General features: G+C 66.6%; 18 protein-coding genes. 8 read left to right on the top strand and 10 right to left on the bottom strand.

Going from position 1 to position 19,152, the window contains the following annotated elements:
* Positions 1–165: 165 nt before the first annotated feature.
* Together A6A05_RS04600 and aspS are read right to left on the bottom strand one after the other, a co-directional pair.
* Positions 166–1,005 (bottom strand): hypothetical protein, encoded by an 840-nt coding sequence (locus A6A05_RS04600; RefSeq protein ID WP_156520896.1) that lies wholly within the window; start codon positions 1,003–1,005, stop codon positions 166–168.
* Positions 1,006–1,129: 124 nt separating this feature from the next.
* Positions 1,130–2,917, bottom strand: a complete 1,788-nt coding sequence (gene aspS, locus A6A05_RS04595) for an aspartate--tRNA ligase (RefSeq protein WP_068497922.1) — start codon at positions 2,915–2,917, stop codon at positions 1,130–1,132.
* Positions 2,918–3,043: 126 nt separating this feature from the next.
* Between aspS and rnd the strand changes: the two genes are divergently transcribed.
* The 3 genes from rnd to A6A05_RS04580 are packed head-to-tail and all read left to right on the top strand — an operon-like array spanning position 3,044 to position 5,465.
* The gene (gene rnd, locus A6A05_RS04590; RefSeq protein ID WP_068497920.1) at positions 3,044–4,243 is read left to right on the top strand and encodes a ribonuclease D; all 1,200 of its coding nucleotides are present in this window, start codon (positions 3,044–3,046) and stop codon (positions 4,241–4,243) included.
* Positions 4,244–4,245: 2 nt separating this feature from the next.
* On the top strand, positions 4,246–4,863 hold the full coding sequence (locus tag A6A05_RS04585; RefSeq protein ID WP_068497918.1) for a YkgJ family cysteine cluster protein: 618 nt from the start codon (positions 4,246–4,248) through the stop codon (positions 4,861–4,863).
* Entirely contained in the window at positions 4,863–5,465 is a 603-nt protein-coding gene (locus tag A6A05_RS04580) for a YkgJ family cysteine cluster protein (RefSeq protein ID WP_068497916.1), read from the top strand. The genes A6A05_RS04585 and A6A05_RS04580 overlap by 1 nt, the downstream gene beginning before the upstream one ends.
* On the opposite strand, the gene A6A05_RS04575 is transcribed toward A6A05_RS04580, so the two are convergent.
* Positions 5,460–6,536 carry a class I SAM-dependent methyltransferase gene (locus A6A05_RS04575; protein WP_068497915.1) on the bottom strand — a complete coding sequence of 359 codons (1,077 nt, stop codon included), beginning with the start codon at positions 6,534–6,536 and terminating at the stop codon, positions 5,460–5,462. The two genes, A6A05_RS04580 and A6A05_RS04575, sit on opposite strands and share 6 nt — an antisense overlap.
* Before the next feature lie 79 nt (positions 6,537–6,615).
* On the opposite strand from A6A05_RS04575, the gene A6A05_RS04570 reads away from it, so the two are divergent.
* The 3 genes from A6A05_RS04570 to A6A05_RS04560 all read left to right on the top strand — a co-directional run bounded on the left by A6A05_RS04570 (position 6,616) and on the right by A6A05_RS04560 (position 8,986).
* Positions 6,616–7,755, top strand: a complete 1,140-nt coding sequence (locus A6A05_RS04570) for an SPOR domain-containing protein (RefSeq protein ID WP_156520894.1) — start codon at positions 6,616–6,618, stop codon at positions 7,753–7,755.
* Complete coding sequence (locus A6A05_RS04565) at positions 7,752–8,447, top strand: RluA family pseudouridine synthase (protein ID WP_068497913.1); 696 nt, start codon at positions 7,752–7,754, stop codon at positions 8,445–8,447. Before A6A05_RS04570 ends, A6A05_RS04565 begins: the two co-directional genes overlap by 4 nt.
* Before the next feature lie 95 nt (positions 8,448–8,542).
* On the top strand, positions 8,543–8,986 hold the full coding sequence (locus tag A6A05_RS04560) for a helix-turn-helix domain-containing protein (protein ID WP_068497911.1): 444 nt from the start codon (positions 8,543–8,545) through the stop codon (positions 8,984–8,986).
* Here A6A05_RS04560 and A6A05_RS04555 read toward each other — a convergent pair whose 3' ends face one another.
* From A6A05_RS04555 to A6A05_RS04535, 5 genes are all read right to left on the bottom strand, one after another.
* A complete protein-coding gene (locus tag A6A05_RS04555; protein ID WP_068497909.1) occupies positions 8,987–9,769 on the bottom strand; it encodes a mechanosensitive ion channel family protein in 783 nt (260 codons plus the stop codon).
* 3 nt (positions 9,770–9,772) lie between these two features.
* Positions 9,773–10,747, bottom strand: a complete 975-nt coding sequence (locus A6A05_RS04550) for a M48 family metallopeptidase (RefSeq protein WP_068497907.1) — start codon at positions 10,745–10,747, stop codon at positions 9,773–9,775.
* Positions 10,748–10,840: 93 nt separating this feature from the next.
* The gene (locus tag A6A05_RS04545) at positions 10,841–11,821 is read right to left on the bottom strand and encodes a dimethyl sulfoxide reductase anchor subunit family protein (protein ID WP_068497905.1); all 981 of its coding nucleotides are present in this window, start codon (positions 11,819–11,821) and stop codon (positions 10,841–10,843) included.
* A 15-nt stretch (positions 11,822–11,836) separates the two neighbouring features.
* Positions 11,837–12,574, bottom strand: coding sequence for a 4Fe-4S dicluster domain-containing protein (locus A6A05_RS04540; protein WP_068497903.1), 738 nt, complete (start codon positions 12,572–12,574; stop codon positions 11,837–11,839).
* A 2-nt stretch (positions 12,575–12,576) separates the two neighbouring features.
* The gene (locus A6A05_RS04535) at positions 12,577–15,474 is read right to left on the bottom strand and encodes a molybdopterin oxidoreductase family protein (protein ID WP_068497901.1); all 2,898 of its coding nucleotides are present in this window, start codon (positions 15,472–15,474) and stop codon (positions 12,577–12,579) included.
* A gap of 256 nt (positions 15,475–15,730) precedes the next feature.
* On the opposite strand from A6A05_RS04535, the gene A6A05_RS04530 reads away from it, so the two are divergent.
* Together A6A05_RS04530 and A6A05_RS04525 are read left to right on the top strand one after the other, a co-directional pair.
* Positions 15,731–16,195 carry a peptidoglycan-binding domain-containing protein gene (locus A6A05_RS04530; RefSeq protein ID WP_068497899.1) on the top strand — a complete coding sequence of 155 codons (465 nt, stop codon included), beginning with the start codon at positions 15,731–15,733 and terminating at the stop codon, positions 16,193–16,195.
* 216 nt (positions 16,196–16,411) lie between these two features.
* The gene (locus tag A6A05_RS04525; RefSeq protein WP_172822188.1) at positions 16,412–18,328 is read left to right on the top strand and encodes a tetratricopeptide repeat protein; all 1,917 of its coding nucleotides are present in this window, start codon (positions 16,412–16,414) and stop codon (positions 18,326–18,328) included.
* 3 nt (positions 18,329–18,331) lie between these two features.
* Here A6A05_RS04525 and A6A05_RS04520 read toward each other — a convergent pair whose 3' ends face one another.
* Together A6A05_RS04520 and A6A05_RS04515 are read right to left on the bottom strand one after the other, a co-directional pair.
* Positions 18,332–18,706 carry a TadE/TadG family type IV pilus assembly protein gene (locus A6A05_RS04520; RefSeq protein WP_068497896.1) on the bottom strand — a complete coding sequence of 125 codons (375 nt, stop codon included), beginning with the start codon at positions 18,704–18,706 and terminating at the stop codon, positions 18,332–18,334.
* 10 nt (positions 18,707–18,716) lie between these two features.
* On the bottom strand, positions 18,717–19,151 hold the full coding sequence (locus A6A05_RS04515) for a TadE/TadG family type IV pilus assembly protein (RefSeq protein WP_068497894.1): 435 nt from the start codon (positions 19,149–19,151) through the stop codon (positions 18,717–18,719).
* Between the last annotated feature and the right edge of the window lies 1 nt (position 19,152).

The following is a 19,152-nucleotide window of genomic DNA, read 5'->3' as shown; positions in this document are numbered from 1 at the left end:
TCAATGGACGGCGGCAATAAGAAGCCGGTGTCGCGGTCAATCTGGCGGAAGTTGCTCATGCCGGGGGATATCCATCAGCGGGCGATCTGTTGTGCCCACGATTCTGCCATGTCCCCGGCGTCAGGTTAAGTCCGACAGGCTGCTAGGGCTTCTCGAAAAAAGCGGTCAGCGCATCGCCAATTGGACCGCATGACCGGTCTGGGCCGACGACACCTTACGCGACACCGGCGGCAATGGCGGCGGAGCGGCGCCACGATTCGGCGCCAGCGCCGAAACCTTCCGGGCCAGGCCCTTGGCGACGCTCACGCCGCCTTTGGCCGTTCCGTTCGCCAATGACGCCACCTTCTTGCCGGCCTTGCGCGACGGACCAACGGTGGCGACCTTCTTGGTGAGCTTGGCGGCCTTGAACCTGGCGCCGGCATTGGCGGCGATGGCGCGCCCGCTTTTGTAGCCGGCCCGCTGCAGCACCGTCGATTTCGGCGGCGCCACCAGAGCCACCTTGAAGGGACCGGGACTGGCCACCGCGACGGCGACCGGCACCGGCGACGGCGCGCGGCTTTGCGCCCCCCGCACATCGGCGGACGACAGATGACGCGGCATGGTCAGTTGGGCGACGGTAACGCCCGAGGTTCCGGCGAACGCCGTCGCCAGAGCGACACGCGGCGGCGGGGCGGTCGCCACCGACGGCGAGCGCAGACGATCGAGCTCGCGCTCGACCTCGGCCGGCATCGGCTCGATCTGGGCGACGACGTCGTCTTGGCAGACATTCTGGTCGTCGAAGATACGGAAGGTGGCGCAATCCCTGCCGGTGGCCAGCGACAAGCCGTGGTCGGTCTTGCTTTTGCCGGTGGCGGCCAACAGAACGCCGTCGGCGGCCAGGCTGGCGATGCTGATGGCGGGGGGAATGGCGCAGGCCGAAAGGCCCATCATCAGGGTCAGCACGACGGCAAGGCGTGCCAGAACGGGCAGCGCAAAGCGCCGAACCCCATTTTCTGCCACGCTCAAGGCCGCTACCATGCGCGGACCCCCTCTTGCCGCATTACAGGATGGGACACCGTAAACGGCAGAGGGGGGATTGGCAACAATTGTTTTAAAAGTTGATTAATAACCGCAACAAAATTGAGGCCGGTCAGCCTTCCTTTTTCGGCTTGGGCAGATCGGGCTTGATGTGCAGTTCCTTCCAGCGCAGCGGCTCGACTTCGGCCGGCGCGCCCATCAGCAGGTCCTGGGCTTGCTGGTTCATCGGGAACAAGATGACCTCGCGGATGTTGGGCTGGTCGGCCAGCAGCATGACGATGCGATCGACGCCCGGGGCCGAGCCGCCGTGCGGCGGCGCGCCATAGCGGAAGGCGTTCAGCATGCCGCCGAACTTCTCTTCCACCACTTCCGGCCCGTAGCCGGCGATGCCGAAGGCCTTGATCATGATGTCGGCGCGATGGTTACGGATGGCGCCCGACGACAGTTCGACGCCGTTGCAGACGATGTCGTACTGATAGGCGTTGATGGTCAGCGGATCCTTGGTCTCCAACGCCTCCATGCCGCCTTGCGGCATCGAGAAGGGGTTGTGGCTGAAATCGACCAGGCCGGTTTCCTCGTTCAGCTCGTACATCGGGAAATCGACGGTCCAGCAGAACTTGAAAACGTCCTTTTCCAACAGATCCAGCTCGGTGCCGATCTTGGTGCGGACCAGGCCCGCGAACTTGGCGGCCGGCAATTCCTTGTCGCAGGCGAAGAACACCGCGTCGCCATCCTTCAGATTGGCGGCCTGCTTGATGGCCTCGACGCGGGCCGGCTCCAGGTTCTTGGCGATCGGGCCCTTGGGGCCATCGGCGGCGAACTGGATATAACCCAGGCCGCCGGCACCGTTCTCGCGCGCCCATTCGTTCAGCTTGTCGAACCACGAACGCGGCTGGTTGGCCGCACCCGGGGCCGGAATGGCGCGGACCACGCTGCCCTTGTCCACCAGCTTGGCGAACAGGCCGAAGCCCGAACCGCGGAACGGTTCGGTGACGTCGGCGATCTCGATGGGATTGCGCAGATCCGGCTTGTCCGAGCCGTATTTCAGCATCGATTCGGCGTAAGGAATGCGCGGGAACGGCGCCGGCGTCACCTTGCGGCCCTTGCCGAATTCCTTGAACACCCCTTCCAGCACCGGCTCGATGGCGGCGAAGACGTCGTCCTGGGTCACATAGCTCATCTCGAAATCGAGCTGGTAGAACTCGCCCGGGGAACGGTCGGCGCGGCCGGCCTCGTCACGGAAGCAAGGGGCGATCTGGAAATACTTGTCGAAGCCCGCGACCATCAGCAATTGCTTGAATTGCTGCGGCGCCTGCGGCAGCGCATAGAACTTGCCGGGATGCAGACGGGCCGGCACCAGATAATCGCGCGCGCCTTCCGGGCTGGAGGCGGTCAGGATCGGGGTCTGAAACTCGGTGAAGCCCTGCGCGATCATCGCCTGGCGCAGATAGGCGATCACCTGCGAGCGCAGCATCATGTTGGCGTGCACCTCTTCCCGGCGCAGGTCCAGGAAGCGGTACTTCAGGCGCATGTCCTCGGGATAGTCGCACTCGCCGGCCACAGGGATCGGCAGGATGTCGGCCATCGACTGGATTTCCGCCTCGGCGACCTGCATCTCGATCTCGCCGGTGGCGAGCTTGGCATTGACCGTCTCGGCCGAGCGGGTCACCACCTTGCCGGTGACGGTGATCACGCTTTCGGGGCGGGCCTTTTCCAGGATCGGGAAGATCGGGCTGGAGGTATCGACCACGCACTGGGTCAGGCCGTAATGGTCGCGCAAATCGATGAACAGCAGATTGCCGTGGTCGCGCTTCCGATGCACCCAGCCCGACAGGCGAGCGATCTTGCCGGCATCGTCTTTGCGAAGCTGGCCGCAGGTGTGGGTCCGGTAAGCGTGCATGGTGCCGTACTCCGCTGGCGCGCGATGATTTCGAAACCGGGAAAAAGGCACAAGGGCGCCGTTTCGTCAAGGGTGGCGCAAGGCTCGACTTGCCGGCTTGCAGCCAGAGGTGTATCAACTTCGGCCATGCCGATGATCACCGACACCGCCGAACTCGCCCGTTTCTGCCAGCGTCTGGCCGAAGCCCCCTTCATCACGGTCGATACCGAGTTCATGCGGGAGAAGACCTACTACCCGCAGCTCTGCCTGGTGCAGTTGGCCGGCCCCGACGAGGCACGCGCCGTCGACCCCCTGGCGCCCGGCATCGACCTGGCGCCGATGTTCGAGCTGCTGGCCAATCCCAAGGTCCTGAAGGTGTTCCACGCCGCCCGCCAGGACATCGAAATCTTCCTGAATCTGGCAGGTGCGGTGCCGACGCCGCTGTTCGATACCCAGATCGCCGCCATGGTGTGCGGCTTCGGCGATTCGGTCGGCTACGAGACCCTGGCCACCCAATTGGCCAAGGCCCGCATCGACAAGACCCAGCGCTTCACCGACTGGTCGCTGCGCCCCTTGACCGAAAAGCAGGTCCAGTACGCCCTGGCCGACGTCACCCATCTGCGGGTGGCCTATGAAAAGCTGGTGCGCAAGCTGGAAAAGAACGGCCGCATCGAGTGGCTGAGCGAGGAAATGGCCGAACTGGCCGATCCCGCCACCTATCGCACCGTGCCCGACCAGGCCTGGCGGCGGCTGAAGCCGCGCTCGACCAGCCCGAAGTTCCTGGCGGTGTTGAAGGAACTGGCCGCCTGGCGCGAACGCGAGGCGCAGGAACGCGACATCCCGCGCCAGCGCATGCTGCGTGACGAGACCTTGATGGAAATCGCCGCCCACCACCCGGCCACCACTGACGAGCTGGCCCGCACGCGGGGCATGAGCAAGGGCATGGTCGAGGGCAAGATGGGCACCGCCTTGCTGGACGCGGTCAAGCGCGGCCTGGCCATGCCAGCCGAGGACATCCCGCGTCCGCCTGAGCGGGTCGAGCTGCCGCGTGGCCTAGCCCCGGTGGTCGAGCTGCTGAAGGTTCTGCTGAAGATGAAGTGCGACGCCCACGACGTCGCCAGCAAGCTGGTGGCCAATTCCGCCGACATCGAGGCGATCGCCGCCGACGACAATGCCGACGTGGCCGCCCTGCACGGCTGGCGGCGCGAATTGTTCGGCGAGGACGCCTTGAAGCTGAAGCACGGCCGCCTGGGCCTGGGCTTTTGCACCGACGGGCGCCGGCTGCGACTGGTGCCGATGGAACCCGAGGAAGCGGCGACGCCGCCCGAACCGGCCGAGGCGCTTTAGCCGTGGCCGGCACAGCGACCTTCGGCGACATCCAGGAACGCGCCCGGGCCGAGGCCGCCAAGGCGCTGGGCAAGGGCCTGCCGGCCGCCGCCCGCGCGGTGATCCGCCTGGCCGATTCCATCGCCGCCGAAGCCGCCCGCGAGCCGGCGGTGGCCCAAGCCCTGGCAGGGGCCGCCTGTGCCAAGGGTTGCCACTGGTGCTGCCATCAGGTGGTCGGCATCACCGCCGCCGAGGAAGAACTGGTGCTGGCCGCCGTCGAGGCTCTGGCCCCCGACATCCGGGCCCGCGTGCGCGCCCGTCAGGCGCAGGCCGAATGCCGGTTGCGCGCCCTTCCGGTCGAAAAATGGCAGGCGGCCCGCGTCCCCTGCCCGCTGCTGGATGATCAGGCCTGCGCCATCCATGCCGCCCGCCCGCTGCCGTGCCGCGCCGTTCTGTCGGCCGATGCCGCCGCCTGCCGGGCCTGGCACGACGGCGACGAGGGGGCCCGCATCCCGTTGGTGGCTGTCCAGCGCGGCATCTACAGCCATGCCCAGGCCGGTCTGGCCCAGGCGCTGGGCGAGGCCGGCATGCCGCCCGAACCGATGGCGCTGACCGAGGCGCTGGCCCTGGCCTTCCACTGATGAGCACGCCGACCTTCCGCGAGGCCGAGGCCCGGGCCGCCGCCGCCGCCCGCCCGGCCTTGGCCGCCCGCGACCTGAAGGGCGCGGCCGAAGCCGCCATCGCCGCCGCCGAATCCTATATGGTCCAAGCCGCCCAGGCCGCCGATCTGGGCCGCCAGTTGAAGGGCCTAGCCTGCGCCAAGGGATGTTCCTACTGCTGCCACCAGATGGTCGGCGCCACCGAGGCTGAAATCGCCCTGGTCCAAACGGCAATCGCCAGCTTGCCGAGCAAAACGCAAAGCCGGATCAAAGCGGCCTCGGCCGCCTTGCGCGACAAGGCCCAAGGGCTGTCGCCGGCCCAATGGTGGGCGGCCAAGCTGCGCTGCCCGTTATTGTCGCCGCAAGGCGCCTGCCTGGTCCATGCCGCCCGCCCGCTTCCCTGCCGGGCGATGAACTCGGCCGACCGCGCCATCTGCCAAAGCTCGTTCGAGGGCCAGCCGGCCAACATCCCGGTCCTGGCCGCCCAGCACGGCATTTTCGGCCATGCCCAGGCCGGTCTGCTGCAGGCCCTGGTCGCCGCCGGCCGGCCCAAGGGTCTGGTGATCCTGGGAACGGCCTTATAGAATCTCGATCGCCACCTGCTTGGTGGCCGGGCTGACGGCGAACACCTGCCAGGAAATCGGGAAGGCGGCGACGAATTCGCCGAAGGCCCGGTATTCGTCGTCGGCCCAGGTGCGGTTGCCGATCATTTCGTCGAACACCACAATCGTCCCCGGCCCGATCCTCTCGGCCAGCGCAAACAGCACGAAGCGGGCCGAGGAATAGATGTCGCTGTCGATGTTGACCAGCCGCACCGGATCGGGATGGGTGGCCAGGAAGGCCGGCAGAGTGTTTTCGAACCAGCCGGCGTGCAAGACCACATTGTCGGGCACCGCGGGCAGTTGGGCGTCGGTGGTCAGGACTTTGGCTTGTTCCGAGCCCCAATCCTCGGGCAGGCCCTCGAACGAATCGAAGCCGTGCACCATTTGCCCGGCGGCGTGGGCCAGGTGGGTGATCGAGGTTCCGCGTCGGACGCCGAATTCCAGCACCAGACCCGGGCGGGTGGCGCTGGCCAGCCCATGGCGCAGCAGGCTGGCCGAAACGCCGAACACCCGGCAATCGGCGGCCAAATGCCGCATCAGCGCGTCGATGCCGTCGGCCAGCGGGCGGCGGCGCGGGTGGTCGGCCAGGTGACGGGCGAACAGTTCGGCCGCCCGGTCATGCCGGCCGATCAGCCGCAGCAGGCCGTAGGCGAAAGCGTGGTACTTGCCGTTGGCGCCGACACAGGCGCTGGCCTGGGCCAGCCGGTCCAGCGCCGCGTCGGGGCCGGCCAGTTCCAAGGCCGGGCCGTGGCCGCCGAACCACGCCGCCGCCCGCCCCGGATCGAGGTCCAGCACCGCATCGAAGGCCGCCAGCGCCGCCCTGGCGTCACTGAGGGCCAGCAGGCTCATGGCCTTTTCGTACAGCATCTGGATGTCGGCGCCATGGCCGTCGGCCAAGCGGATGCAATCGGCGTAACGGGCGTCGCGGCGATAGGCGCCGGCCAACAGACTGGCGACGGCAGGCCAATCGGCCACGGGTTCCAGCAGGTGGATGGCGGCGGCTGGTCGGCTGGCGCGGATCAGGGCGCGGGCCTGGGAAAGACGTTGGTCCATGGCGCCATGGTGCTTATCACTTGCGCTTCCCGTCAAGGCGGGGAAAATGGCGCCAGTCGATGTCGATCCGAGGCGCCCCATGCGGCCGAGTTCCCGAATTGTGGTTGTTGTGGCGCTGGCGGCGCTGGCGGCGGGCTGCACCAAATTCAAGGAAGAGATCGAGACCAGCCGCGCCGAGGCCGAGATGCAGTCGCGCCCGACCAACATCAGACCCGGTCTGGAGCCGCTGCAATACCGCCCGCAGCCGGCGATGCCCGACCAGATCACGCCCGAGCGTCCAGAACAGCCCGATCCCTCTGCCCTGCCGTTTCCGTGGGTGGACATCCCGTGGAGCGAGGCCGAGGCGATGCTGGCCGGCGACCCCGCCGCCCTTCGCTTCCTGGCCCTGAAGCAACTGGGTCAGGACGGGCTGATCGGCCTGGAAGACGTGATCCAACGCCGCGCCGCCAATCTGGGCGCCCTGCTGCCGATCACGGTGCCTACCCCACCGGCCGCCGGCCTGGACCGGCCCACCGCTCCGCCTTCGTCCCTGGTCAAGCGCTTCAACCATCTGTTTGACACCGCCAAGGGCACGCCCGAAACCCGCCGCGCCGAGCGGGGTTTCCTGTTGGACGCGATGATGCCCGGGGCCAAGGCGCCGCGCACAACGCTGGCGGCGCCGATCGATATGGCCCAGGCCCGGGCCGGACTGGCCAGGTTGGACCGGCTCAAACAGACCGGCCTGATCACCCGGAGCGAGCAGGAAGGCGAAGCCCAGGCCCTGCAGAAGATGATCGCCGACGGTGCCCTGCCCGAAACGCTGATCGTCGAATTGCCGCCGCCACCACCGCCGCCGCCTGCCAAGAAGGTCGTCAAGAAGCCTGGAAGCGGACGCCCGGTCGGCCGCATGGAAGGCGGCGTCTCGGGACGGTTCGAGGTGATCCCCTCGCCGCCGCAGGTGTCGGCTCCGAAGATTCCCGCCGGATCGAACGCGCCGGCCGGCCTGCATCTGTTATCGATGGGCACCGCCATCCACGCCGAGAAGGCCTATGAGGCGTTGAAAAAGGAATTTCCCGATCTGGCTCCCCTGTCCTTCACGGTGTCCAAGGCCGAATTGGGCGATCTGGGCGCCACCTACCGACTGATCGCCGGGCCGACCGATCCGGCCAATGCCGAAAAGATTTGCGCCGACATCCGGGCCAAGGGGCAATCGTGCCAGGCGACACCGTTTCCCAAATGAACCTGGAAGCCCGGCTTTTGTACCGGGACGCCATGGTGCTGATCATCGACAAGCCGGCCGGCATCGCCGTCCATGCCGGTCCGCGCGATGGCAGCGCCAACTTGATGCAATGGCTGGATCAATTGCGCTTCGGTCTGCCGCGCGCGCCGGAACTGGCGCATCGGCTGGATCGCGACACCTCGGGCTGCCTGGTGCTGGGCCGCCACCGTAAGGCACTGGCCCGGCTGGGCGAATTGTTCGCCAGCAACAGCGTGGACAAGGTCTATTGGGCGGTGGTGGTCGGGCGCCCGCAGGCCGACGAAGGCTTGATCGAAGCGCCCTTGAAGAAATTGGAACGCCGCCACGGCTGGCGGATGATCGTCGATCCCAAGGGCCAGCCATCGGCGACAAGGTGGCGGGTCTTGGGCTACGACCAGCGCCTGACCTGGATCGAGGCACGGCCCCTGACCGGTCGGACCCACCAGATCCGGGTCCACCTTGCCTCGATCGGGCTGCCCCTGGCCGGCGACGCGGTCTATGGGCGGGGCACCGGCGACCTGGAAGCGCCCCGTCTGCATCTGCATGCGCGCTCCATCAGCCTGCCCTTCACCCCCAAGAAGCCGCCGATCACCGCCACCGCACCGGTGCCCGACCACATGGCCGAATTGTTGCGTCGCTGCGGCTGGGCCGACACCGAGGCCGCCGGGAATTAGTCGAGGTTGAAGTCGTACCTTGCCGGACACGCGCTTGCATGCAATTACCGTGGCGGGTATTGTATGCATCCTTATCCGTCGCGTGATGGTAGCCGATGACCAAACCCACCAATGACAAGCGCGTTTACCGTGCCCGCACCGAAGAGGGCGAGCCCGATCCCATCGACCGGCATGTCGGCGCCCGCCTGCGCCTGCGCCGGACCCTGATGGGCCTGTCGCAGACCGAGCTGGCGCGCGCCGTCGGCCTGACCTTCCAGCAGGTGCAGAAATACGAAAGTGGCGCCAACCGCATCAGCGCCAGCCGGCTTTATCATATCTCGGAAGCCCTGGACGTTCCGGTCAGCTTCTTCTTCGACGACCTGCCGGCCAAGACCGGGCCAGGCCTGTCGGAAGACCCCGCCCAGCCGTTGGCCCCGCCCGATGCCGGCCGGGAAGGGCTTGAGATGATGCGCAATTACCATCGCATCGGCGACGAGACCATCCGCCGTGGCGTCTATGACCTGACCAAGGCGCTGGCGTCCAAGCTGAACGTCGGCTGATCAGGCGCTGGGTCCGACCTTGCATTCCCGCCAGATGGCGGCGATCAGGTCGGACCTGATGGTCCCGATGTCGCCCACCGGCACCCAGACCGACACCACCACATCGACCGCCTTTTCGGCGAACTTGGTCAGCACCACCGCAGGCGCCGGCTCGGCGGCGATGCGGGGATCGGCGGCCAGCAGGGCGCGCAAGGTGGCGATGGTGGCATCGACCGGCGCGTCATAGGACAACGGAACCGCGATATCGACCTTGCGGGTGGGGAAATAGGTCATGTTGCGGATCGATGCCGACCACACCACCGAATTGGGGGTGACAACCTGGATGTTGTCGCCGGTCACCAACTGGGTGTGAAACAGCGACACCTGCCCGACCTTGCCGGCCAGCGCGCCGGCCTCGATGGAATCGCCCACCCTGAACGGGCGAAACAGCAGCAGCATCACGCCCGCCGCCAGGTTCGACAACGTGCCCTGCAGGGCCAGGCCGATGGCCAGGCCGGCGGCGCCGACGATGGTCACCAGCGAGGCGGTCTGCACGCCCAGGCGTTCCAGCACGGCAATGCCGGTGACGGTCAACAGGCCCCAGCGGACCAGCGAGGCGAAGAAGCCGCGCAGCATGGCGTCGGCGACCTTGACCCGGGCCAGGCCGCCGCCCACCGCCCGCTCGGCCCAGCCGGCCAGCGTCCAGCCCACCACCAGGGTGACGGCGGCCCAGAAGCCGCTGGTCCCCCAATGTATGGCCAATTCGGTCAGTTGGTCGATGGAGATGGTGGTGAAATCGGTCATCGGTCAAACAGCCTTGAGCTGCGGAGGGGTCGGGAAGGCTGCCTTTAGCATATCCCAGCCGGGCGGGGCAAAGGCCTGTCGGGGGCGCGGATAGGCCGTCATCGCCTCTTCCAGGCGCTGGATCCGCTCGACCGTTCCGGGATGGGTCGAAAACAACGAGGTCTGCCGGTCAGGCGGCTCGATCTTCAGCAGGCGGCGAAACGGCTTCGACGCCCGCGCCGGGTCCATGCCCAACTTGGCCAGCATGGTCAGGGCATTGGCGTCGGCTTCGAACTCGTTCTCGCGGCCCCAACCGCTCATCATCGCCTTTTGCGCCGAACCGCCCAGCGCGACCTCCAGCACCTTCGCGTTGCCGGGATCGCCCTGCTTGGCCAGGACATCGGACAGCATCGTCTCGGTCTGAACCCGCCGGGCGTGGTGGTCATAATCGATATGTCCGATCTCGTGGGCGACAATGGCGCCGAACTCGGAAGGGTCGTCGCATAGCTTGATAATGCCGTCGAAGAAGAACAGCTTGCCGCCGACATAGGCATAGGCGTTGATGTTCGAACTGGCGGGAAGGAACACCTCCCACGGCAGATTGCGACGGGTGGCAGCTGTCAGGAATGGCTTGCAGAAGGCTGCCAGCGCCTGCTGCAGGCGCTGGTCGGGATGAACCCCACCTTCTTGCGCCAACAGCCCGCGCACATCCTTCTGCCCGATGGCGATCTGCGTCGCTTCGAGCGGATATTGGGTCGGAAAGGGCGGTGCCGAGCCGCCCGCTTGGAAGATCGCATTGCCCTGCGGCGGGGCCGATCCGGGCGCAGCCTTGGGGGCATTCCCGGTCGCCGGAAATCCGTTCCGGGGATCGGCATAGGGATCGACCTGGGCCCACGGGTCGCTTTGCGGCTTTATGGCGCTGTCGAACTGGGCCAGGGCCGGGCTGGCGGCGGTGGCTGCCAGGCCCGCCAGGACGGAACGGCGCGTGGTGGTGGTCATCGGCTCCCCCCGAAAGCGAACGGGCGCCCGTTGCCCGGACGCCCGCTCAGCTTACCCAATCGCCCACGTCAAGCGAAGTGGGCAAAGCGCCTTTCACGCCATGCGCTGGTAGTAAAGGTTCTGCACATGGTTGCCGCCGGCGAAGAAGGCCCAGCGCTCGGCCAGCAGGCCGACATACTGGATGGCCACCGCGATCCACAGAAGCGGCGGCTCGCCATGGCTCCAGCCCAGGGCCAGCAGCAGAATCGGCAGCACGAAACCGGCCAGCAGACCGGCCAGATTCAGGGCGCGCACCGCATCCGCCCCGCCGGGGGCGACGAACTCGGTGGTGTTGAACGACGACCCCAGGAAGCCCTGGGTCACCTGGCGAATCTGCTGATGATGGATTCCGATGGCGCTTTTCATCGTCGATTTGGGCTTCAGGCGGGTGTTGCGCCACAGATGGAACAGCTTGGTCGCCAGCCCCAGCCCGGTCAGGATCAGCCCCAGCCCGGCCAGCAGGCCGAACAACGGCGAGCCGCTGGCCCCGGTATAGGCCGCCGCCAGCACGAAGCCCGACGACAGCCCCATCAGGGTGTAGTTGATCACCGTCCAGAAGCTGCCCCACTCGCGGATGAACTTGACGCAGGCATAGATCATGCCGGTGCAGATGAACAGCAATCCGGCGGCGCCAGCGGCCAGGAAGCCGACGCTCATGGTCAGGTCCAGGGACTTCTGGTTGCCGAAGGTATAAAGCACCGGATTGAAGTCGAACCAGTGGGTCACCCCGTACAGGAAGGCCAGGCCCATGACCGCCGGCAGCACGATCACCTCGCGCGACAGCCAGCTGGTGCGCCACCGGGTCGCCGCCCGCCAGCCGCGCTGCGGGTTGGCCAGGTGGAAGATCGAGGCGACCAGGCCGGCGGCCAGCAAGGCGACCGAGACCGCCGCGCCGATGCCATAGAACTTGCCGGTCTCGTGGGCGGCGCCGGTGCCGATGACGAAGTACCACTGGCCGGTGACCAGGGCGATCAGAAGACCCTGGCCAGCGCCGATCAGGGTGGTGAGGAAGAGGACGGAAAAAGCGGGACGCATGATGTTCCTCTCCTCTTACCAGCTCGACATTTCGTCGACGGTGGGCGAGCTGAAGGCGGGCTTGGGCAGCTCGGCTTCCAGCTTCAGCGGGTTGTCGGCGCGGACCAGCTCGTCCTCGTGCAGACGCATGGCGGTCTTGCGGCGCGGCAGGTAATGGTTGGCCGGCTGGGTGCCCCATTCCGGCATCAACTGGAAGCCGGCATTCTCGCGGATCGCCTTCGACGCCTCGGACTCGGGGTCCTTGATGTCGCCGAAGATGCGGGCCGACGGCGGGCAGGCCAGCACGCAGGCCGGCTTGCGGCGGTCTTCCGGGATCGAGGTGTCGTAGATGCGATCGACGCACAGGGTGCATTTCTTCATCACGCCCTGGACCTCGTCGAACTCGCGGGCGCCATAGGGGCACGACCACGAACAATATTTGCAGCCGATGCACTTGTCGTAATCGACCAGGACGATGCCGTCGGATTCACGCTTGTAGGACGCGCCGGTCGGGCAGACCGGCACGCAGGGCGGTTCCTCGCAATGCAGGCACGATTTGGGGAAATGCACCGTCTCGGTGTTGGGGAAGGTGCCGCATTCAAAGGTCTGGACGCGGTTGAAGAATACCCCCTTGGGATCGCCGCCATAGGGCGAAAGATCGGTCAGCGGGCCGGCCCAGCCCGAGGTGTTCCATTCCTTGCAAGAGGTCACGCAGGCATGGCAGCCGACGCAAACATTGAGGTCGATGACCAGGGCGAGTTGCTTGTCCGACATGCTCAGCGCCCTCCCTTGCCGGCGAAGAAGGCCCGGACCTTGGCGGTAAAACCGGTCTGGCCCGGCACCTGGGGCAGCGTGGCGAATTGCGGCCAGCTTTCCTGTGGCTCGCCGGCTTCGGCCTTGGTGATGCGCACGCGCACGTCGTACCACGCCGCCTGGCCGGTCACCGGATCCGAGTTCGAGACGTGGCGCCCGCCGACCATGTTCGGCAGTTCCTCGGAAATCAGGTGGTTCAACAAGAAGCCCTTCTTCGATTCGTTGGCGTCGGCCGACAGGCCCCATGCCCCCGAGGCCTTGCCGATGGCGTTCCAGGTCCACACCGTGCCGGGCTCGGTCGCTTCCGAGAAGCGGGCCATGCAGCGGACCTTGCCCCACGGGCTTTCCACCCACACCCAATCGCCGTCGCCGAAGCCGCCGGTCACGCCCACCTGCGGATGGACGAAGATGTAATTGTGGGTGTGGATCTGGCGCAGCCAGGCGTTTTGCGAATCCCACGAATGGTACATCGCCATCGGCCGCTGGGTGACGGCGCTGAGCGGATACTTGCTGGTGTCGGTCTTCTGCCATTCCAGCGGCACGTAATAGAACGGCAGCGGGTCGAAGAACTGCTTCACACGCTCGCGCAGATGATCCGGCGGCTGCTTGCCCTTCCACTTGCCCAGCGCCGCCAGGCGGAACTTCTGCAGCACTTCCGAATAGATATGGATGTTGATCGGATCGAGATAGCGCACCAGGCGATGGCGCTGGGCCCAGGTCAGGTAGCCCTTGTTCCAGTTGCGCATATACTGGTAGCTGCGCGGCAGCTCGTAATGGAAATGGTTGTTGTTGCGGGCGTACATCTCCCACTGGGCCGGGTTGGGCTCGCCCACCAGGAACTTCTCGCCCGACTTGCCGCGCCAGCCCGACAGGAAGCCGATGCCGGACCCCGGCTCGGTCTCGAAATTGATGATGAAGTCGGGATAGTCGCGGTACTTGCGCTCGCCCGCCTTGGTGACGAAGGCCGGCAGGCCCAGACGGGTGCCCAGCTCGATCAGCACGTCCTGGAACGGCTTGCACTCGCCGGTCGGCGGCAGGATCGGCACGCGCACCGAATCGACCGGCCCGTCGAATTCGGAAATCGGCCGGTCCAGGATGCTCATGACGTCATGGCGTTCCAGATAGGTGGTGTCGGGCAGCACCAGATCGGCGAAGGCCACCGTTTCCGACTGGAAGGCGTCGGCGACGACGATGAAGGGGATCTTGTATTCGCCGTCTTCGCCCTTGTCGGTCAGCATCTTCCTGACCTCGACCGTGTTCATGGTCGAGTTCCACGCCATGTTGGCCATGAACAGGAACAGCGTGTCGATGGGATAGGGATCGCCGCGCCAGGCATTGGTGATGGCGTTGTGCATCAGCCCGTGCACCGACAGCGGATATTCCCACGAGAAGCCCTTGTCCAGCCGCAGCGGGTTGCCGTCGGCATCGACCGACAGATCGTCGGGCTCGGCCGGCCAGCCCAGCGGCGTGCCTTCCAGCGGATGGCCGGCCCGGATGGCGTGCGGCCCCTTGGGCGGCTTCGGGCAGGGCGGGATCGGGCGCGGGAACGGCGCGCGGTGGCGGAAGCCGCCGGGCCGGTCGATGGTGCCCAGCACGGTCATCAGGATCGACAGGGCGCGGATGGTATGGAAGCCGTTGGAATGGGCCGCCAGGCCGCGCATGGCGTGGAAGGCCACCGGATTGCCGGTGACCGAATCATGCTCCTTGCCCCAGGCGTCGGTCCACGAGATCGGCAGCTCGATCTTCTGGTCGCGGGCGGTGACGCCCATTTCGTGGGCCAGGCGGCGGATGGTGGCGGCGGGGATGCCGGTGATGCCCTCGGCCCATTCCGGGGTGTAGTCCTTGACCCGGTCCTTCAGCAGCTGGAAGGCCGGCTTGACCGGCGTGCCGTCGGGCATCTTGTACTCGCCCATCAGGCGGCCGTCGGTGCCGGCAGTGCGCGAGATGGTGGGCTGGTCGCTATAGCGGTCCCACCACATGCGGTCGGGGGTGTCGAAGGTGTCGGGGCGAACCGGCACGTTCTCGTCACGCACGAACAGGCCGAACTCGTCGGCTTCCTCGTTCAGGTTCACCAGCTCGGCCGAGTTGGTGTACTGGATCAGGAATTCGCGGTCGAACAGGCCCTTGTCGATGATCTCGTGGATCAGGGCCAGCAGCAGGGCGCCGTCGGTGCCCGGGCGGATCGGCACCCATTCGTCGGCGATGGCGGCATAGCCGGTGCGGACCGGATTGACGGCGATGAAACGGCCGCCGCCGCGCTTGAATTTCGACAGCTCGACCTTCATCGGGTTCGAGTGATGGTCCTCGGCGGTGCCGATCATCACGAACAGCTTGGCGCGGTCCAGGTCGGGGCCGCCGAATTCCCAGAAGCTGCCGCCGATGGTGTAGATCATGCCGGCCGCCATGTTGACCGAGCAGAATCCGCCATGCGCCGCGTAATTGGGGGTGCCGAACTGCTTGGCGAACATGCCGGTCAGCGCCTGCATCTGGTCGCGGCCGGTGAACAGGGCCAGCTTGCGGGGATCGGTCTTGCGGATGTTGCCCAGGCGGGTCGACAGGATGTCGAAGGCCTCGTCCCAGGAAATCGCCTCGAAGCGGTTCTCGCCGCGCTCGGCACCCGGGGCGCGCTTCAGGGGCTTGGTCAGCCGGGCCGGCGAATATTGCTTCATGATGCCCGAAGCACCCTTGGCGCACATCACGCCATGGTTCAGCGGGTGATCGGGATTGCCCTCGATGTAACGGACCTCGCCGTCGCGCAGATGCACGCGGATGCCGCAGCGGCAGGCGCACATGTAACAGGTGGTGGTCTTGACCTCGGATTGTCCAAGGTCGGCGTCACGAATCGCTTCCGGGTCCCTCATGCCTGCTCCTGTCGGCTTATTGGGACGGAGATTAAATTAGACCACCCTAATGATTCAAACCTTTGTTTGGCCTTGGGCGGTTTTTTTGAATCACCCGAAGCAGATGGGTCGCTTTTCCTATGCATGATCATCTTCCCTGGCAATTGCGCAACCATAGGATACAAACTTCCAACAGACACACGTTTGACGAACAGACAGCACCCCACTATCCTGTTGAAAGGTCGCTCCAATGTCTTTTTTCGCACTGAAAGAACCGATGAGAACGAACTATCAGGTCGATCCCGACGACATCGTCAACACCAAGCAGGCCTTGAACAGCCTGGGCTATTACGACGTTCCGCCGGAACGCGGCATCGACGACTGGACCGATGATGCGATGTTCAAGGGCATCCGCTCGTTCCAGCAGGACCGTAATCTGAAGGTCGATGGGTTCATGCGCCCCGGCGGCCCGACCGAAGACGCCATGAACACCCAACTGGCGGCGGCGGAAGACCGCCGGCAACCCAATACCGGCCGAGCATCGGAGGTTCCCCCCAACATCAAGGACCCCAACACGGGACGGGTGCGGACGGTGCCCTTGCCGCGGGGCGCCGGCAGGGACGAAAGGGATACGCCGTCCATGGGCGTTGATTCCGAGGGATGGGAAATTCAACTCAAGCCAGGCCTGTTTGGGCTTCCCACCTGGGAAAGAACTGGCAACCGTCGAGGAAAGCAACGATGAACACCAAAGCCTGGATAGTCGTTGGGGTTTTGACCCTACTTTTCCAGCGCTGGACATGCCCAATCCAAACACTTCAACGCCGACGGCTATATTCTCAGCCAGGCGACCGAGGACGCCGCCGCTGCCGCAGGCGATCCAGATGCGATGTGGGAGCAATCGGCAAGATGGGGCGAAAGTCCGAGCGACGCGGTGGTCGCCGAGCTTTCCTGGGCCGGGATGACCGGGCTTGACACCGGCGGTGCCCTGGCGGCCTGGCGCAAGGAATACGGCCAAGGCCTGCGCGAGCCCACCCCGGCGACGGCCGCCCTGCTGCGCCAACGGGCGGCCAAGGATCCGCCCGGTCTGCTGGCGATTCAATTCGAGGCGCTGGCCCTTACCGGGCAATGGGAGCCCCCTTATGACGGCGGTACCCCGGTCCCCAACCTGTTGGTCTTGGCCAAGCGGGGCGAACCGGCGGCCATCGCCTTCCTCTGCCGCACCGCCGGCCTGCCGTTCATCCTGATGCGCAATCACGCACCCTTCTGCGCCAAGGGGGTGGCCCTTGGTCAGCCGGAATCCGCCTATCATCTGGCCCGGCTGCATCATGGGCGCGCCGATGATTTCCATGACGGGTTCATCGACAAGATTGATGAAGCTCTGCACATCAAGCCGTCCCTGCCCCGCGCCTTGGCCCTTTACCGCCAGGCGGCACAAGGCGGCCATGCCGGAGCCCAGGCGCGGCTGGCCACCTTGTTGGCGGCGGGGCGCGGCGTCAAACCCGACCCGGTCCAGGCGCGGGAACTGGCCGAACGCTCGGCCGAGGCCGGTTGGCCCGAGGGCAAGGCCGTGCTGGGCATCTTGTTGCTGAAGGGCCAAGGCGGCCCCGCCGACATCGGGCGGGCCCTGATGCTGCTGGATCAGGCGGCCCGGTCCGGCCAGCGCATGGCCCAGTTCACCCTGGCGACCCTGGCCTTTCGCGGCCAGTACCGCCCGCGCGATTTCCTGGACGCGCTGACCTGGGTCAGGCTGGCCCAACTGTCTCGCCGGGGCGATCCGCCCGAGGCCGCGACCGAAAGGAAGGCTGCGGCTGACGGCGATCCATCGGCCTTGATCGCTCAGGCATGGTATCACCCGTCACCCGAGGCGTTTCTTTCGGAACTGTCCGCCGCTGGCCACGCCATGGCCCACACCATCCTGGCCAACCGGGAATGGCTGAAGGAAGGACGGCAAGGCAGCCAGGAACCGTCACCCGAGACGGCCAAGAAATTGCGCGAAGCGACCACCGACACCACTCAGTTGCGCGTCGCCACACAATCCGTCACCGGGCGGTGGGAACCCGCCGAGGTGACGGGTTCGTCGATGACGGACCATCTGGTCGATCTCGCCAACAAACGAGACCCGACCGCCATTGCCTTCGCCTGTCGCAATGCCGGCCTGCCGTGGCTGCTGAGCTGGGATCTCGCGCCCTTCTGCGTCAAGGGCGTGGCCTTGGGACAAGCGGACTCGGCCTATCACCTGGCCCGGTTGCAACACGCCCGCGCCGACGATTTCCAGCAAGGACTGGAACGCAGGGTTCCCAAGGTCCTGGGCATCCCCACCAGCCTGCCCCGCGCCGTGACCCTTTACCGCCAGGCGGCACAAGGCGGCCATGCCGGAGCCCAGGCGCGGCTGGCCACCTTGTTGGCGGCGGGGCGCGGCGTCAAACCCGACCCTGTCCAGGCGCGGGAGCTGGCCGAACGCTCGGCCGGGGCCGGTTGGCCCGAGGGCCAGGCCGTGCTGGGCATCTTGTTGCTGAAGGGCCAAGGCGGCCCCGCCGACATTGGGCGGGCCCTGACGCTGCTGGATCAGGCGGCCCGGTCCGGCCAGCGCATGGCCCAGTTCACCCTGGCGACCCTGGCCTTTCGCGGCCAGCACCGAACACGCGATTTCCTGGACGCGCTGACCTGGCTGCATCTGTCCGAATTGTCGGCCCACGGCGACCCGCCCGAGGCCGAAGCCGATGGGCTGTTGCTGGAGCCCTTGCGCCGCACCCGCCATGTCGCCCGCTCGATCGAAAATCCCGCCCTTGATCTCGACGCCCGCATCAAGGCCACGGCCTTGCGCAAGGAATTGCATGAATCCGGTCAATGGCCGTTGACCAAGACGCCTCGATAAAGCTCAGCGCGGATGGGTCGCCGTCGCCGACAAGGACACCGCGTCGGCCGGCAGCAGGCCGGGAACCAACCAGTTCAGGCTTTGGCTGGCGGTGACCGTCACCGAACTGGCCCCCAGGGTCGCGGTGACGGTGACGGCGGCGGCGTCGAGCCCGGCCATGCGCGCCCGCGCCCGCGTCACCACGCCGGTACTGCTGGCCTGGTCGTCGACGGCGCCGTATCTGGCCGCTTCCTCGACCGCGTATTGCAGCGTGCCCTGGGTCCACAAGGCGCGGCCGAATTCGACCACGCCCAGCATCATCATCAGCAGCGCCGGCAGGACCAGGGCGAACTCGATGGCCGCCGCGCCGGATTGGTCGAAGGCCAGGCGCCGTTTCATCGCCGCCCCCCTACTCGACACGCTGGCTGGCCTGGGCCGACAAGCTGACGCTGGTCCCCAGGCCGGGATAATGGAACAGCAAGGGATAGCTTTCGGCCACCGTCACCGTCACATAGGTCCGGGGCGAGCCGACCGGGCAGGCGCCGCCGGCACAGGCGACCGAAGTGCCGTCCGAGCATTCGCAGGCGGTCGAGGTGGTGATCGAAAGACGCGCCGACGGAATCGAACCCGACGCGGTGACCGCGCCGGAAATGCCGCCCAGATTGTTGGGATTGAGCGCCGCGTACTGGATGCCGGCATGGGCGGCGGCGGTCAGCTGCATGCGCTCACGCATGGCCTGGCCGAAATCCACCAGCCCCAGCACCAGGGCGATCAGCATCGGCGCCACCAGGGCGAATTCCACCGCCGAGGCTCCGGTCTGGTCGCGGATCAGGCGGCGGATCATC

The sequence above is a fragment of the Magnetospirillum moscoviense genome, assembly GCF_001650635.1.
Classification (GTDB): domain Bacteria; phylum Pseudomonadota; class Alphaproteobacteria; order Rhodospirillales; family Magnetospirillaceae; genus Magnetospirillum; species Magnetospirillum moscoviense.
The sequence above is the reverse complement of the archived record's forward strand: the minus strand, read 5'-3'. Positions and strand labels throughout refer to the sequence as shown.